The organism is Mammaliicoccus sp. J-M40 (genome assembly GCF_022386395.1).
In the GTDB taxonomy this organism is placed as follows: Bacteria; Bacillota; Bacilli; order Staphylococcales; family Staphylococcaceae; genus Mammaliicoccus; species Mammaliicoccus lentus.
Map to the genome: position 1 here is coordinate 440,807 of NZ_JAJNIQ010000001.1, position 18,575 is coordinate 459,381.

10 protein-coding genes are annotated in these 18,575 nt (G+C 35.1%); 9 read left to right on the plus strand and 1 reads right to left on the minus strand.

Annotated features, from left to right (window positions below; all coding sequences use genetic code 11):
* The first annotated feature begins 181 nt into the window (after positions 1–181).
* The 3 genes from LQ688_RS02350 (at position 182) to LQ688_RS02360 (ending at position 13,133) form a co-directional block, all read left to right on the plus strand.
* Positions 182–6,469 carry a Rib/alpha-like domain-containing protein gene (locus tag LQ688_RS02350; RefSeq protein ID WP_239752584.1) on the plus strand — a complete coding sequence of 2,096 codons (6,288 nt, stop codon included), beginning with the start codon at positions 182–184 and terminating at the stop codon, positions 6,467–6,469.
* Positions 6,470–6,953: 484 nt separating this feature from the next.
* On the plus strand, positions 6,954–8,936 hold the full coding sequence (locus LQ688_RS02355) for a Rib/alpha-like domain-containing protein (protein WP_239724588.1): 1,983 nt from the start codon (positions 6,954–6,956) through the stop codon (positions 8,934–8,936).
* Positions 8,937–8,966: 30 nt separating this feature from the next.
* Positions 8,967–13,133, plus strand: coding sequence for an Ig-like domain-containing protein (locus LQ688_RS02360; protein WP_345773181.1), 4,167 nt, complete (start codon positions 8,967–8,969; stop codon positions 13,131–13,133).
* Between the two features lie 284 nt (positions 13,134–13,417).
* On the opposite strand, the gene LQ688_RS02365 is transcribed toward LQ688_RS02360, so the two are convergent.
* On the minus strand, positions 13,418–14,107 hold the full coding sequence (locus LQ688_RS02365; protein WP_064205164.1) for a queuosine precursor transporter: 690 nt from the start codon (positions 14,105–14,107) through the stop codon (positions 13,418–13,420).
* A 151-nt stretch (positions 14,108–14,258) separates the two neighbouring features.
* Here LQ688_RS02365 and LQ688_RS02370 point away from each other — a divergent pair, with 151 nt between their 5' ends.
* From LQ688_RS02370 to LQ688_RS02395, 6 genes are all read left to right on the plus strand, one after another.
* Positions 14,259–14,453, plus strand: a complete 195-nt coding sequence (locus tag LQ688_RS02370) for a zinc-finger domain-containing protein (protein WP_081501341.1) — start codon at positions 14,259–14,261, stop codon at positions 14,451–14,453.
* Between the two features lie 10 nt (positions 14,454–14,463).
* The gene (locus LQ688_RS02375; protein WP_017000166.1) at positions 14,464–15,591 is read left to right on the plus strand and encodes a conserved virulence factor C family protein; all 1,128 of its coding nucleotides are present in this window, start codon (positions 14,464–14,466) and stop codon (positions 15,589–15,591) included.
* A 1-nt stretch (position 15,592) separates the two neighbouring features.
* Positions 15,593–16,030 (plus strand): BrxA/BrxB family bacilliredoxin, encoded by a 438-nt coding sequence (locus tag LQ688_RS02380; protein WP_017000167.1) that lies wholly within the window; start codon positions 15,593–15,595, stop codon positions 16,028–16,030.
* On the plus strand, positions 16,014–16,814 hold the full coding sequence (locus LQ688_RS02385) for a class I SAM-dependent methyltransferase (protein WP_239706406.1): 801 nt from the start codon (positions 16,014–16,016) through the stop codon (positions 16,812–16,814). Before LQ688_RS02380 ends, LQ688_RS02385 begins: the two co-directional genes overlap by 17 nt.
* Before the next feature lie 318 nt (positions 16,815–17,132).
* Positions 17,133–18,086 (plus strand): thymidylate synthase, encoded by a 954-nt coding sequence (locus tag LQ688_RS02390; protein WP_064205161.1) that lies wholly within the window; start codon positions 17,133–17,135, stop codon positions 18,084–18,086.
* A gap of 12 nt (positions 18,087–18,098) precedes the next feature.
* Positions 18,099–18,575, plus strand: coding sequence for a dihydrofolate reductase (locus LQ688_RS02395; RefSeq protein WP_017000170.1), 477 nt, complete (start codon positions 18,099–18,101; stop codon positions 18,573–18,575).

Consider the following 18,575-nt stretch of genomic DNA (forward strand, 5'->3'; position numbering starts at 1 on the left):
ATTTTTTATTCTATGATTAAATAATTGAATTTGCATAAAATGATTGTGCACTTGACTCATATTAATGATTCAATTAAATAAAATGTACATCTTGTGATTAATATCAAAACTGAATAGTAAAAATGAATCGCCTTATGAGTTAAGTTGCTCTCCAAAAATAAAAATATAAAGGAGTTTACTGATGGATAAGCAACGGCGATTACAGAAGTTTAGTATTAGAAAGTATACTGTTGGAGCGTGCTCGATATTAGTCGGGACTCTCATATTCCTAAGCTCTCCAACACACCATGCTTTTGCATCTGAAAATACTGTAGATGCGACTAAACTTGAAGTAACAGAAAAAGAGAAAGAAAATGAAGTAACAAAAGCTGAAAAGGAAGTTGAAGAAGCAGTTAACACGACTGAAGTAACTTCTACAAATCAGTCAGCAACTGATGAATCAACAGAACAATCTAAATTTGAAGAAATAGGTAAGCAACAAGTAGAACAAGAGAAAGTTGGCTCTATAGCAGAGTCTTCGAAACCTGAAGAATCAATCAATAAATTAGAAGTTAAGAACGAAATAGACAATAAACAAGAAGCTCCTGTCAAACAAGATACGGTTGAAGAAATGGAGATACCTAAAGTTGACGAAGCTTCTCAACCAGCAACAGTAACACCAGAAGTTAAAGAAAATAAAAATCATAATGACGCTGTAAAATCAGAAGTTAAAACAGTAGCAAAAGAAAATGAACAAGTTCAAAAAGAAGTAGTACCACCAGAAATTAAAGAAGTTTCACAAACTGAGAAGAAAACTACTGAATCTGAACAAAAACTAGACAAAACTGAAACGCCTAATAAAACTGCTGTTGCAGTAAAACAACCAAGAGAAGAGAGAAGTATTAGAACAAGAAGAGAGTTAAGAAGTGCTGATGATTCAGCACCTAGAGAAAATGTAAATAATGACACTAGCTCTGACAATTTTGTTATAACTGGTAAAGCTTTTGGCAAAAAAGCAAATGATCAAGAGGTATCAGACTATGCTCATATAGCACATAGTTACGTAAAAGAAAATGGAGATAACGTTGAGTTTCATTATGTTATCCATTTCAATAAAGCTGAATCTAATAAAGCACGAGGACGTTTTTATGTTTATGCACCATCATTTGTAAAACTCACACCAGGTTCTATACAAAGAGTAACTGGTAGCGGAACTTTTAATAATTGGAAAAATAAAGCTCTAGTTACTGGTGGTAGCAAGCTTAATTCTATGGTATATCAAGCGATGATTCCTGTTGATAGAGATTATTATAAAAATTTAACTAAAATAACAGATGAAGATAACTTCTACTATATACATGAAGAACTTAACTATAGACGTAATTCTTATATAGCTAAGATGACGGCAACAGTTTCTAAAGATATTCTAAGAAAAAACAACGGTAAATTCTATGTTGCAATAGGGGTTGCGACTGAAAATATAGCAAGAGCAAATAGAACTAACCATGTTAATTTTATAGAAAACAGAGCTAATGTATCAGACGCAGATAAATTTAATCCTAAAGGCAAAGAGCAAACAGTTGAACTAAATGAAATTCCTAATGCCGAACAATCTATTAACACATACGGATTACCAAATGGTACAAAATATGTTTACACATCACCTATAGATACAAGCACTATAGGAAATAAAAACACAACTGTACGTGTTAGTTACCCAGATGGTACTCATGACGATGTGCCCGTTGTGTTAGTAGTCAATGACACAGTAGCTCCAGTAGGTCCGACAATTGAGAATCAATCAATTGAAAAAGATAAAGCTATTGATCCTATTACGATTCCAAATGCGACAGATAATAGTGGAGAAATCAAACCTACAAGCGTAACTGGATTACCAACAGGTTTAAACTATAATAATCAAACTAACCAAATTACAGGCACACCAACTGTTGAAGGTACAAATGATGTAACGGTTACTTATACAGATACAAGTGGTAATACAGTTACAAAAGTATTCCAACTTAATATTACAGATACAACTCCACCAGCTAAACCTGTAATTCAAACAGACTTAACAGGTAAAGGTGGCACAACTGAACCAATTACAGTTCAATCTGAACCAGGTTCAAAAGTAGAACTATTCGATAAAGATGGTAATAAGATTGGTGAAAGTGAAACAGATAGTAACGGTATAGCTACTATTACACCAACTAAACCTTTACCAGAAGGCAACATAACAGCGAAAGCGACAGACAAAGCTGAAAATCCTAATACTTCTGAAGCTTCTGAGCCGATAAAAGTTACGGACACAACTCCACCAACTAAGCCTGTAATTCAAACTGATTTAACAGGAAAAGGCGGTGAAATTGAACCAATTACAGTTCAAGCAGAACCAGGAAGTAAAGTAGAATTATTCGATAAAGATGGGAACAAAATTGGAAAAGGTGAAACAGATGGTAACGGTATAGCTACTATTACACCTACAAAACCTTTACCAGAAGGCAACATAACAGCGAAAGCGACAGACAAAGCTGAAAATCCTAATACTTCTGAAGCTTCTGAGCCAATAAAAGTTACTGATACAACAGCTCCATCTAAACCTGTAATCCAAACAAATCTAACTGGCAAAGGTGGTACTACTGAACCAATTACGGTTCAAGCTGAACCAGGAAGCAAAGTAGAATTATTCGATAAAGATGGGAAGAAAATAGGTGAAGGTACTGCTGACGATCAAGGTAATGCGGTAATTATAGCGACAAAACCTTTACCAGAAGGTAATGTAACAGCGAAGGCTACAGATAAAGCAGAAACACCTAATACATCTGATGCTTCTGAACCGATAAAAGTTACAGATACAACTCCACCAGCTAAACCTGTAATTCAAACAGACTTAACAGGTAAAGGCGGTACGACTGATCCAATTACAGTTCAAGCTGAACCAGGAAGTAAAGTAGAGTTGTTCGATAAAGATGGAAACAAGATTGGTGAGGGTGAAACAGATAGTAACGGTGTCGCTATGATTACACCGATAAAACCTTTATCAGAAGGTAACATCACAGCGAAAGCGACTGACAAAGCTGAAACACCTAATACTTCTGAAGCTTCTGAACCAATAAAAGTTACGGACACAACTCCACCAACTAAGCCTGTAATTCAAACTGATTTAACAGGAAAAGGCGGTACGACTGATCCAATTACAGTTCAAGCTGAGCCTGGAAGTAAAGTAGATTTATTCGATAAAGATGGTAATAAGATTGGTGAAGCTATTACGGATAATCAAGGTAATGCAGTAATTACACCAACAAAACCTTTACCTGAAGGTAATGTAACAGCGAAAGCGACAGATAAAGCTGAAAATCCAAATACGTCTGAAGCTTCTGAACCAATAAAAGTTACAGATACAACGGCACCAGCAAAACCTGTAATTCAAACAGACCTTAATGGTAAAGGCGGTACGACTGAACCAATCACAGTACAAGCTGAACCAGGTTCAAAAGTAGAATTATTCGATAAAGATGGAAACAAGATTGGTGAAAGTGAAACAGATGGTGATGGCGTTGCTACTATTACACCAACTAAACCTTTACCTGAAGGTAACATCACAGCGAAAGCGACAGATAAAGCTGAAAATCCAAATACGTCTGAAGCTTCTGAACCAATAAAAGTTACTGATACAACAGCTCCATCTAAACCTGTAATCCAAACAAATCTAACTGGCAAAGGTGGTACTACTGAACCAATTACAGTTCAATCTGAACCAGGTTCAAAAGTAGAACTATTCGATAAAGATGGTAATAAGATTGGTGAAAGTGAAACAGATAGTAACGGTATAGCTACTATTACACCGACAAAACCTTTACCTGAAGGTAATGTAACAGCGAAAGCGACTGACAAAGCTGAAACACCAAATACGTCTGAAGCTTCTGAACCGATAAAAGTTACAGATACAACTCCACCAGCTAAACCTGTAATTCAAACAGACCTAACTGGCAAAGGCGGTACGACTGAACCAATTACAGTTCAAGCAGAACCAGGAAGTAAAGTAGAATTATTCGATAAAGATGGAAACAAAATTGGAGAAGGCGAAACAGATAGTAATGGTATAGCTACTATTACACCTACAAGACCTTTACCTGAAGGTAATGTAACAGCGAAAGCGACAGATAAAGCTGAAAATCCAAATACTTCTGAAGCTTCTGATTCAATGAAAGTTACAGATACAACACCACCAGCTAAACCTGTAATTGAAACAGACTTAATAGGTAAAGGCGGTACGACTGAACCAATTACAGTTCAATCTGAACCAGGTTCAAAAGTAGAATTATTCGATATAGATGGAAACAAAATTGGAGAAGGCGAAACAGATGGTGATGGCGTTGCTACTATTACACCAACTAAACCTTTACCAGAAGGTAATGTGACAGCGAAAGCGACAGATAAAGCTGAGAACCCTAATACTTCTGAAGCTTCTGATTCAATTATGGTAACAAATCCAAAAGATACTGATGATACAACGGATAACCAAGATTCAGATATAAACGGTGATGACAAAAATAATAAAGATGAATCTAATCCAAGCGCCTCAACACCAACTAATAATGATGGTGACGTACAACCTGACGCAACAACACCATTGCAAAATCCAAGCAACAATGGTGTAGATGAGAAACCAGGTAATAACAATGGTTCTGATCAACCAAATACTGGTGGAAATGAACAAACTAATAATGGCGACGGTGTAAATAATAAAGATGAAGAAGTTGCAAGCACGGATTCAACGAATTCAGACTCTAACGGTAATGGAATTTCAGATGGCGGTGAAGATGCTGACAAAGAAGGTAATAATCAATCTAAAGTAACAACACCAGCAAAAGATTCAAACAATAATGGTGAAAATGAGAATCCAGGTAATAACAATGGTTCTGATCAACCAAATACAGGTGGAATCGAACAATATAAAGACACAGATAGCGACGGTATAAATAATAAAGATGAAGAAACTGAAGCTACTGATTCAACGGAATCTAATTCTAATGACAACGGTATTTCAAACGGTGATGAAGATTCTGATAAAGATGGTATCTCGAATAAAGAGGAATCTGATTCAAACAGTACAATACCAACTGACAAAGACGTTAATGGTCAATCTGACGTAACAAAACCATCGCAAGATTCAAACAACAATGGTTCTAATCAAACTAATACTGGTAACAACAATCTGAACAATACCGACCAACATAATGATACAAATAGCGATAACACACCAAATAACCAAGACTCAGATAATGAAGGTAACGGTGTAAATAATAAAGATGAAGATGTTACAAGCACGGATCCAACGAATTCAGACTCTAACGGTAATGGAATTTCAGATGGCGGTGAAGATGCTGATAAAGATGGTAATAATCAATATAAAGATACAACACCAGCAAAAGATTCAAACAATAATGGTGAAAATGAGAATCCAGGTAATAACATTGGTTCTGATCAACCAAATACAGGTGGAATCGAACAATATAAAGACACAGATGGCGACGGTATAAATAATAAAGATGAAGAAACTGAAGCTACTGATCCAACGGAATCTAATTCTAATGACTGTGGTATTTCAAACGGTGATGAAGATTCTGATAAAGATGGTATCTCGAATAAAGATGAATCTGATTCAAACAGTACAATACCAACTGACAAAGACGTTAATGGTCAATCTAATACTGGTAACAACAATCCGAATAATACCGATCAATATAAAGATACAAATAACGATAACACACCAAATAACCAAGACTCAGATATTGAAGGTAACAGTGTAAATAATAAAAATGAATCTAATCCAAACGCTTCAACGCCAACTAACAACAATGATTCTGGTCAATCTAATACTGGTGATGACAATCCAAATAATGCTGACCAATCTAAAGATACAGATGATGAAGTTACTCCAGATAACCAAGACACAGATATTGATGGCGACGGCATAAACAATATAAACAAAGAAATCTCAGGTACTAATCCAATGAACTCTGATACTAAAGAAAATGGTGCGCTTAGTGACGAGGAAAAATCAGTCGATAGTAAGGGCTCTATACAACCAAACATTGATGAAAATGTCATGAAAAATAATAACAATATTTCTAACAATGGATATGATAAATTAAATAGTAACAACGATATTATTAAATTAGCTGCTAAAGACGACATTTCGTCAGAGGGTAATGGCGTGACTAACATTAATTATGAATTAAATAATGTTAGTTCAATTAGTCAACAGAATAGCAATACAAATTTAAATGATCAAAATGCAACTAATGACATGAGCAATAATGATCAATCATCTGAAGCTCATTCAAATATTGACCATGAAGATGCAAAAGTATTGCCTGACACTGGAGAAGAAGAAAGTAAACTGGCTGGTTTATTAGGTATCACTTCATTATTTGGTGGATTAACATTATTATTCAGACGTAAAAAATCTGAAGACAAAGAATAATACGCTTCTTAATAATATATAAGTAGAGGAGAGTGCACACGTGCACTCTCTATTTTAATTCAATTAAATATAAACTCTATTTATTAATACTTCTTAAGTACATAGTCAATCTCAAATATGTATTCTTAAAATGAAAAATCTCATTCTTCAAAATAAAAGTTTTTATTACATTTTACAAAATTTATATAAATATTTTATAGAGTTTTAAAAGAATAGTATTTTACATACATAATAAAAGTGGTATACTAACTTAGAACAAATTACATTTTGTTCCATATCTTATATGTGAATAATTTAAAAGAAAGGAGAACTTATATTTTATTTATTCAATTCACATATGTTTGTGCCACTTCACTCATATAACAACGATTCAATTAAGAGTAGATAATTAACTCATGACTAATAAATAAAACTAAATAGTAAAAATGAATCGTCTTATGAGTTAAGTTGCTCTCCAAAAAATAATTTGTAAAGGGGATTGCTAATGGATAAGCAACGGCGATTACAAAAGTTTAGTATTCGAAAGTATGCTGTTGGAACATGCTCGATATTAATCGGAACACTCATATTCCTAGGCTCACCAGCAGACCATGCTTTTGCATCTGAAAATACTTTAGATGTAGCTAAACAAGAAGAATCAGCAAAAGAAAAAGAAGAGAAAGAAATTAATAAAACAGATGAAGAAGCTGATAAATCTTCAGAAGAAAATAAACAACAAAATGAAGAAACTTCAATTAATCAACCAACAACTGAAGAGACAGCAGAACAGAGTAAATCTGAAGAAACTGATAAGCAACAAGTAGAAGTAAAGAAATCGGTAGTTACAGAAGAAACTGTAAAACCCGAAGAATCAGTTAACAATGAAGACGCAGTAGATAAACAAGAATCTATTGTCAAAGAAGAAAAGGTTGAAGAAGTAGAGAAACCTAAAACTAATGAAGTAGCAGAAAAAGAAACAAAAACAGAAAATCCTGCAACTAAAGAAGAACAACCAAAAAATGAGACTGTAAAATCTGAAGATAAGCCAGATGAAAAATCTCAAAAAGAAACAGAAAAATCTGAAGACAAATCAGTAGAAAAAGTAAATACAAATAAAGATGATGTAGTAGTAGAACAACCTGCAACTACAGAAAACAAACAAGTTTCAGATGAAGTAGTACAACCAGAAATTAAAGAAAATACACAGTCTGAAAACAAAACTACAGAGACTGAAGAGAAACCAGTCAAATCGGACACTCCTGATAAAGCTGGTGTAGTAACAGAACAACCAAGAGAAGAAAGACGCGTTAGAACACGAAGATCTTTAAGAAGTGTGGATAATTCAATATTTGGTAATGGTCCAGGTTGGACGCTTTTAAAAGGTATAGCTGAAGAAAAAGACTATGGTAATTTAGGTGATAGAGATAGTGGTGGTTTTCCATCTGGTGATAAATACCATTGGGTAGCTGGTATGGACTTACAACAAGTAACACATGAAGGTAACATCGCCGTTATTAGATTTCAAGTGAGATTCAATGACACTCCTAGAGAAAACAGCAGTTTTGCTCGACGAGGTCATACAAGGTACTACTTTGGGGCTAGTGAAGGAGAAATTAAAGTCCTACACATAACGAAAAATGGTGGAGCTATCAATGTGAATAGTATGAGTGATAGTACGGTTGAACAAACATTTAAACAAAGAAACCCAGGTAACTATGATAGCTTGGCATACGATTTTCATACACCAATCCATAGTACTGTTAAAACAATAGATGGAAGATTTACTGATAGATTTACAATTGATTTTGAAGTAAGAGTACCACTTAGTAAATTACTAACAACATACGAACAGCCCTATGATGATGCAACAACAGAACATAGAGCTTTCCAGATAGCAGCTGGTGCTTGGTCAAACTCATATAATGTAATAAGATTTAGAGGTATTTATAAGGTTGATATTCCAACAGAAATCCATACGGATTTAACAAATAAAGCCAATACGAAAACACCTATAGATGTATCCACTGTTCAAGGTGTTTCAGGTCTTACAGTAAAATTATTTGATGAGCAACATAATGTAATTGGGGAAGGTGTTACTGACGCAAACGGTAATGCTAGAATCACACCTACAGTAAATATTCCATCAGGTAATATTACTGCAAGAATAGTAACTAAATTAAGAGAATTATCACCTAGTGACCCTAAAGTAGCTACAGCAAACCTAACGGATGCTGAAAGATTTAATCCAACTGGTAAAAATCAAACAGTTGAGTTAAAAGGTACACCTAACGCTGAACAATCTATCAATACAACTGGCTTGCCTACTGGTACGCGTTACGAGTACACATCACCTGTTGATACAAGAACGACTGGTGATAAAAATGCGACAGTTCGTGTAACATATCCAGATGGAAGTCATGATGACGTACCAGTTGTTGTAAAGGTAAATGATACAGTTGCTCCAACTGCTCCACAAATACAGAACTAATTATTTGAAAAAGGTGCGACAATTCAAACAATCACCCTTCCAACTGCGACAGACAATAGTGGTGATATTGTACCAACAAGTGTAACAGGATTACCGGCAGGTTTAACTTATAATAGTCAAACTAGAGAAATTACTGGTAACCCAACGACTGAAAGCATGAGCACGATTACAGTTACTTATAGAGATCAAAGTGGCAATACTACTAACGTAAATGCTAATTATTTTGTTCTAGATAGAACTGCACCAGCAAAACCTGTGATCCAAACTGATTTAACTGGAAAAGCTGGTACAACGACACCGATTAGTGTAACTGCAGAGCCAGGTTCAACAGTACGAATTTATACTGGCACAAATAATAAAGTATTAATCGGGGAAGGCACGGCGAACGCTCAAGGTAATGTGACAATTACACCTACGAGTGCGATACCGGCAGGTGAAATCACGGCTACAGCGACAGATACAGCTGAAACACCAAATACTTCTGAAGCTTCTAATCCGAAGAAAGCAACAGATACTACAGCGCCTGCGAAACCTGTCATTCAAACAGACTTAAGAGGTAAAGCTGGTACAAAAGAACCAGTTACGGTTCAAGCAGAACCAAAATCTAAAGTTGAACTATTCGATAAAGATGGTAATAAGATTGGTGAAGGCACAGCTGATGATCAAGGTAATGTCGTGATTACACCGACTAAACCAATACCGGAAGGTAATGTGACAGCGAAAGCGACAGATACAGCTGAAACACCAAATACTTCTGAAGCTTCTAATCCGAAGAAAGCAACAGATACTACAGCGCCTGCGAAACCTGTCATTCAAACAGACTTAAGAGGTAAAGCTGGTACAAAAGAACCAGTTACGGTTCAAGCTGAACCAAAATCTAAAGTTGAACTATTCGATAAAAACGGTAATAAGATTGGTGAAGGCACAGCGAATGATCAAGGTAATGTCGTGATTACGCCGACAAAACCAATACCAGAAGGTAATGTAACAGCGAAAGCGACAGATACAGCTGAAACACCTAATACTTCTGAAGCTTCTGATCCGATAAAAGCAACGGATACTACGCCACCTGGTAAACCTGTGATCGAAACTGATTTAACTGGTAAAGGTGGTACAAAAGAACCAATAACAGTCAAAGCTGAACCGGGCACTAAAGTTGAATTATTCGATAAAGACGGTAACAAAATTGGTGAAGGTACGGCTGATGATCAAGGTAATGTCGTGATTACACCGACAAAACCTTTACCTGAAGGTGAAATAACAGCAAAAGCAACAGATAAAGCTGAAACACCGAATACTTCGTTACCTTCTGATCCAGTTGTAGTAACAAATCCTAAGGATACTGACAATGATGGTATTCCAGATGACCAAGACCCAGACGTCGATGGTGATGGTGTGAACAACAAAGACGAAGGAGCTGCAGGTACTGATCCTACAAACCCTGATTCTGATGGTAACGGAACACCTGATGGCGACGAAGACGCTGATAAAGATGGTATTCCGAATAAAGATGAGTCTGATCCGAATGGAACTACACCAACGGACAAAGATGGTGATGGTAAGCCAGATATCACAACACCGAAAGATACAGATGGAGACGGTACACCGGATAACCAAGACCCAGACATCGACGGTGATGGCGTAAATAATAAAGACGAAGAAGCTGCGGGTACTGATCCAACTAATCCTGATTCTGATGGAAATGGTACACCTGATGGTGACGAAGATGCTGACAAAGATGGTATTCCAAACAAAGACGAGTCTGATCCAAACGGTACAACTGTTACGGATAAAGACAAAGATGGTAAGCCAGACATCACAACACCGAAAGATACAGATGGGGACGGTACACCAGATAACCAAGATCCTGACATCGACGGTGATGGCGTGAATAATAAAGATGAAGAAGCTGCGGGCACTGATCCTACAAATCCTGATTCTGATGGAAATGGTATACCAGACGGTGATGAAGACGCTGATAAAGATGGTATTCCAAACAAAGATGAATCTGATCCAAACGGTACAACTGTTACGGATAAAGATAACGATGGTAAACCAGATATCACAACGCCGAAAGATACAGATGGTGACGGTACACCGGATAACCAAGATCCAGATATCGACGGTGACGGTGTGAATAATAAAGATGAGGAAGCTGTAGGTACTGACCCAACTAATCCTGATTCTGATGGTAACGGAACACCTGATGGCGATGAAGACGCTGATAAAGATGGTATTCCAAACAAAGACGAGTCTGATCCAAACGGTACAACTGTTACGGATAAAGATAACGATGGTAAACCTGATATCACAACGCCAAAAGACACAGATGGTGATGGTACACCTGATAACCAAGACCCAGATATCGACGGTGATGGTGTGAATAATAAAGATGAGGAAGCTGCAGGCACTGATCCGAAGAACCCTGATTCTGATGGTAACGGAACACCTGATGGCGACGAAGACGCTGATAAAGATGGTATTCCGAATAAAGATGAGTCTGATCCGAATGGAACTACACCAACGGACAAAGATGGTGATGGTAAGCCAGACATCACAACACCGAAAGATACGGACGGCGATGGTACACCGGATAACCAAGACCCAGATATCGACGGTGATGGCGTAAACAACAAAGATGAAGAAGCTGCGGGTACTGACCCAACTAATCCTGATTCTGATGGTAATGGCACACCAGACGGTGATGAAGATGCCGATAAAGATGGTATTCCGAATAAAGATGAATCTGATCCAAACGGCACAACTGTTACAGATAAAGACAACGATGGTAAACCTGATATCACAACACCGAAAGATACAGATGGAGACGGTACACCGGATAATCAAGACCCAGATATTGATGGTGATGGTGTGAACAATAAAGACGAAGAAGCTGCAGGCACTGATCCGAAGAATCCTGATTCTGATGGAAATGGTACACCGGATGGCGATGAAGACGCTGATAAAGATGGTATTCCGAATAAAGATGAATCTGATCCAAACGGCACAACTGTTACGGATAAAGACAAAGATGGTAAGCCAGATATTACGACTCCGAAAGATACAGATGGTGATGGTACACCAGATAACCAAGATCCTGACATCGACGGTGATGGTGTGAATAATAAAGATGAAGAAGCCGCAGGTACTGATCCTACAAACCCTGATTCTGATGGGAATGGCACACCTGATGGCGACGAAGACGCTGATAAAGATGGTATTCCGAATAAAGATGAGTCTGATCCGAATGGCACAACTGTTACGGATAAAGACAACGATGGTAAACCTGATATCACAACGCCAGCTAAAGATTCTAACAACAACGGTACTGATAAACCAAATACTGGTGGAGATGATAAACCAGGTAAAGACGATGGTTCTGATAAACCAAACACTGGTGGAGACGATAAACCAGGTAAAGACGATGGTTCTGACAAACCAAGTACTGGCGGAGACGACAAACCAGGTAAAGACGATGGTTCTGACAAACCAAATACTGGTGGAGACGATAAACCAGGTAAAGACGATGGTTCTGATAAGCCAAACACTGGTGGAAACGACAAACCAGGTAAAGACGATGGTTCTGACAAACCAAATACTGGTGGAGACGATAAACCATGTAAAGACGATGGTTCTGATAAGCCAAACACTGGTGGAAACGACAAACCAGGTAAAGATGATGGTTCTGACAAACCAAATACTGGTGGAGATGATAAACCAGGTAAAGATGATGGTACTGAAAAGCCAACTACTGGTGGAGACGACAAACCAGGTAAAGACAATGACTCTAACAAGCCAAGCACTGGTGCAGATGACAAACCTGGTAAAGACAATACTACTAAACCAGCTGGAAAAGATGGCAATAAAGCAGATGATAACGGTATGACTAACAGTAATAACAACAGTAACAGCAAAGTAAATACTGACGATAAAGCTGATAGTTCAATGCACGAAAAACACAATTCTTCAATGAAACAACAAGGTACTACAAGTTCTAATGGTCAAAATGCAACTAGCAATATGAATAGTAAAGATCAACCATCTAAATCTGATTCAAATAAAGACCATAAAGGTGCAAAAGTATTACCAAACACTGGTGAAGAAGAAAGCAAACAAGCTGGTTTATTAGGTATCACTTCATTATTTGGTGGCCTAGCATTATTATTCAGACGTAAAAAATCTGAAGATAAAGAATAATATTCTCGATGATTTAAGTAAGTTTATTGCTTGAATTTATAAGAGAAGGGAGTGTAACAGAAATCTCATTTTGTTAAAAAGATTTCGTAGGCCCGCTCCTCCGGCAAGGGTGGCTAGGATTGAAAAAAGCTTACTATAAGCATATTTTCAATCCAGTCAGCCACTGCCTATATAAAGAAACAGCCTGAGACATTTATATATGTCCCAGGCTGTTTCCTTATTTCAATAAAAAATCGCTAACCCTTATAAGGATTAGCGATTTTAATTTACTTCTATTTATAATGTTACTCTACAATTTTCCCTTTACGATACATAGATTTAGCTATATAACCAAAAGGCACATTTGTGATTGTTGTTAGTAGTTTTAGGAAGTAAGTAGTTATAAATATTTCAAATAATACAGTTCCAGGCATATTGCCATAGAATGCGATTAGCACGAATATCGCTGTGTCAACAATAGAACTAATAGCTGTACTACCATATGCTCTTATGTAGAATGTACTGTCAGAAGAAAATTTCTTTTTAATGATATTAAATAATAGTACATCTAAATGTTGACCAATAATATATGCGAAAATTGAACCTAGTGCTATTCTTGGCACGATACCAAAAATAGTTTTTAATGCATCTTGTGATACATCTTCTTGTGCTGGTATAAATGTTAATGAACATTGTAATAATATAACCATTACAATGACGGAAGAAAAACCTAGCCAAACTGCTTTCTTAGCTTGTTTTCTACCATATATATCATTTAAAATATCCGTTGCAAGATAAATTGAAGCGAACATTACATTTCCGAGTGTTGCGCTCACTGAAAATAACTCTACTGTTTTAATAACTTGTATATTTGCTATAATAGTACCTACGGCAACCCAAACAAATAGACCTGTTTTTCCAAATATACGGTATAGAATCAACATTAATATAAATGTGATTAAAAAGGTAATAATACCAAATAATTCATTATACATAACTTTGTTCCTCCTAAATTTTGATATAGCGGGTGTTTAGAAACCGCGATATTCGAACTTAACAATTATAAAGGCCAAAGTTATAAAATGCAATAAGCTTTATAATCCACAATTTATAATACTAATGATATAATTACGGTCTAAGTAAGGAGTGACGCTTATTTTAGTTGAAGATGAAAAAATAGCTATTAAAAAAATAGATCAATTAATGGAGACATATTGCAAAGGATGTTTATTAAAAACGCATTATAGAGAGACGCAAGGCAAACATCAAGCTCATCAATATTGTATATCTGAATGTTCTATAGGTATACGCATAAAACAATTGGGAAACAAACTTCAATAAGGAGGATATTATGGAAATCGTAAGAGTAGAACCAACACCAAGTCCAAACACGATGAAAATCGTATTATCATTCAAGAAAGAGGATAGAACTTCTCAAACATATACAGAAGTCAACGATCACAACCCTGAATTTATCAATCGTATTTTACAGTTAGACGGTATAAGATCAGTCTTTCATGTTATGGATTTCATTGCAGTCGACAAAAAAGGTAAAGAAAACTGGGATACTTTATTAAAAGACGTGACAGCTGCTATTTCTGGTACAGAAGATGATAACGAAGAACAAGAAGCTAAAGTCAATGAACATTACGGGGAAGTTAAAGCTGAAGTATTAAGATTTAAAGGTATTCCTTATCAAATAAAATTAACAACAGAGAATGAAGAAAAAAGAAAACAGCTACCTGAGATTTATATTGATAGTATGTTAAAAGCAACTAAAGATGAGGACAACGTTGTATTTTTAAGAAAATGGGATGATTTAGGTATCCGTTATGGCGAATTAGATGATGTAATGGAAACTGTACAAGAAGAAATTCTTGCATTATATCCAGAATCAATACTTGAAAATTTAGTTGAAGAAGCTTTAACTAAAGATATTACAATTCCAGAAAAACAATTCATCCATGTTAGTAAGGAAGAATTCGAACAAGAACAAGATTGGAAAACACGTCTAAGAATGTTAAATGATTTTCCAACGCCAACTGAAGATGACTATCCATTACTGGAAGTCGCACTTAATGACGAAAAGCCACAAATTAGACGTATGGCTGTTGTATTATTAGGTATGATTGAGACGAAAGAAACATTACCTTATTTATATGAAGCTATGAAAGATAAAAATGTAGCAGTAAGAAGAACAGCTGGAGATTGCTTTAGTGATTTAGGCTTTAAAGAAGCTTTACCTGTTATGATTGAAGCTTTAGAAGACCCACAAAAAATCGTAAGATGGCGTGCAGCGATGTTTATTTTTGATGAAGGTGACGAAACTGCTTTACCAGCGCTTAAGAATAGACAAGATGATCCAGCGTTTGATGTTAAATTACAAGTTCAAATGGCTATTGAAAGAATTGAAAATGGCGAAGCTGCTTTAGGTTCTGTTTGGAAACAAATGGCTAACAGAAAAAGAGAGGAGAATTAATATGAATGCATATGAACAATACATGAAAGAATTAGCTCAACCAATGCGAAGCGAATTGACTGAGCAAGGTTTTGAAAGCTTAGAAACACCTGACCAAGTTAAAGGTTATATGGAAGACGCAGAGCAAAATGAAACAACATTTGTAGTTGTTAACTCTGTATGTGGTTGTGCTGCTGGATTAGCAAGACCTGCAGCTGTAACAGTCGCTTTACAAAATGATAAAAAACCTTCTCGAACTGCCACTGTATTTGCTGGTCAAGATAAAGAAGCAACAGAAACGATGAGAGAATACATTGCGCAAGTTCCTTCAAGCCCTTCAATGGCTTTATTTAAAGGAAATGAACTAAAATACTTTATGCCACGTGAACATATTGAAGGAAGAGATATCCAAGAAATTTGTATGGATATAAAAGACGCATTCGATGAATATTGTGACTAATTTACGCATAACAACTTCAGTAAAAACAAATGCATCTCTCTACAAACAGGTAGAAGATGCATTTCATTTGCTGAATAAAAATAAATACATACAAAATATTTCTATTATAAAACGTAAAAAATTAACGATAAAACAGATTTTTAAATCTAATGACTCACCAGTTATCGTATTTGAAAATACTGGTCCAAAACTATATTTCACTTCAGAAATACCAATTTATTTTCATTTAGATACCGCGAAAGTAAAATTAAATATGGTAAAAAATCAGCAACAACCCATATTAAGTGAAATGATAAATCATATAACGAGTAAAGAAACTTCATTTAATTTTGTTGATGGAACAATGGGTTTTGGTAGAGATAGCTATTTAGTATTAAAGCAATTTCCAAAAGCTAACGTATTTTCTATTGAACAACACCCTTTAATTCATTTCGTAATTTCTGAAGGTATGAAACTACAACTCAACAATAACGAATTAAAAAGAATTCATTTTATAAATGAAGATTATAATAATTGGGTTAAGTTGAATGAAGAAAAAGTTGATATATTATATTTAGATCTCATGTTCGAAAAAACTTTAATAGAAAGTGATAGAATGGGTGAACTTTCTAATAATATTCTTAAAATACAAGAATATAAACCGATAAAACACTATAAATACTTAATTTTAAAGGCGCGCTTTGACAGTTTATTATTTAAAGAGTTAAATGTTATACAATGCTTACGAAAAAGTTCGAAAACGCATTACGGCTTACGCGTAAACAATAGTAAACAAGCCTTATAGCAAAAAACAGAGAAAACCCTAAAATGAATAAAGGATTTTCTCTGTTTTTTAACTTTAAATGAAATGACACATTAAATATGCGTGCGTATCATTACTTATTCAGTGATACACATACTAATCATATAACATAATAATAAAAATAATCCCAAAGTAGCAAATATTTCATTCATTGAGATGGCCCCCTTTAAAGTAATGGTTATTATATTTATCTCTATTATACATAAATATCAAAGGAGTTTCTATATTATATCAGTAGTAAATTATAAGTATTTTCGTTAATATAGAAAAGAAGAATAAAGATTAAAAAGAGGTGCTCGTATGAATAACTTTGATGAAGCATATCACGATTTATGCCGCAAAGTATTAAATGAAGGCGAAAATAAAGACGATAGAACTGGTACAGGTACAATTTCAATATTTGGTCATCAAATGAGATTTGACTTGTCAGAAGGGTTTCCACTACTTACAACTAAAAAAGTTTCATTCAAATTAATTGCCACTGAATTATTATGGTTTATTAAAGGCGATACTAATATTAGATATTTATTGCAATATAAGAATAATATCTGGAACGAGTGGGCATTTAAGAAATGGATAGAAAGTGATGAATATACTGGCCCAGATATGACAGACTTCGGTAGAAGATCATTAGTTAATGATGAATTTAATGAACAATATAAAGAACAACTCGCAATCTTTAAGGATAAAATTTTAAATGATGATGAATTTATGCGTAAATATGGTGATTTAGGTAATGTTTACGGTAAACAATGGAGAGATTGGAAAGATCAAAACGGACAAAGCTTCGATCAACTTCAAACTTTAATTGATAATATTAAAAATAATCCGAATTCTAGAAGGCATATAATCTCAGCATGGAACCCAACTGAGATAGATACAATGGCTTTACCACCTTGTCATACATTATTCCAATTTTACGTAAAAGATGGTAAATTAAGTTGCCAACTTTATCAAAGAAGTGCTGATATATTTTTAGGAGTACCTTTTAATATAGCAAGTTATAGTCTTTTAACACATTTAATAGCTAAAGAGTGTAATCTTGAAGTAGGAGAATTTGTACACACATTCGGTGATGCTCATATTTATAAAAATCATATAGATGCTGTTGAAGAACAATTATCAAGGTCTTCATACAATCCACCTAAACTAAATATCAATACAGAAAAATCACTATTCGATATAGATTATGAAGATTTAGAAATTCAAGATTATCAATCACATCCAAGTATAAAAGCACCTATAGCGGTTTAAAGGAGAATTTAAATGAAATCAATTATTGTATGTCATGATCAAAATAGAGTAATAGGATTAGACAATAAAATGCCTTGGCATTTACCAAACGATTTAAAAAGAGTGAAAAATTTAACATCGGGTAATACAATTGTGATGGGTAGAAAAACATTCGAATCAATTGGTAAACCATTACCGAATAGAAGAAATGTTGTTTTAACTTCTAATGAATCTTTTTATCACGAAGGAGTAGACGTGATTCATTCAATCGATGAAATAGACCAATTAGAAGGCCATATATTTATATTTGGTGGGCAAGGTTTATATGAACAAATGATGTCACGTGTGGACGATATGTATGTAACTGTAATAGAAGATAAATTTCAAGGAGATGCATTCTTTCCACCTTATACCTTTAATGAATGGAATGTAATTTCATCTGAAGCAGGAGAATTAGATGAAAAAAACATACTTCCACATACTTTTATGCACTTGGAAAGGATAAAATAA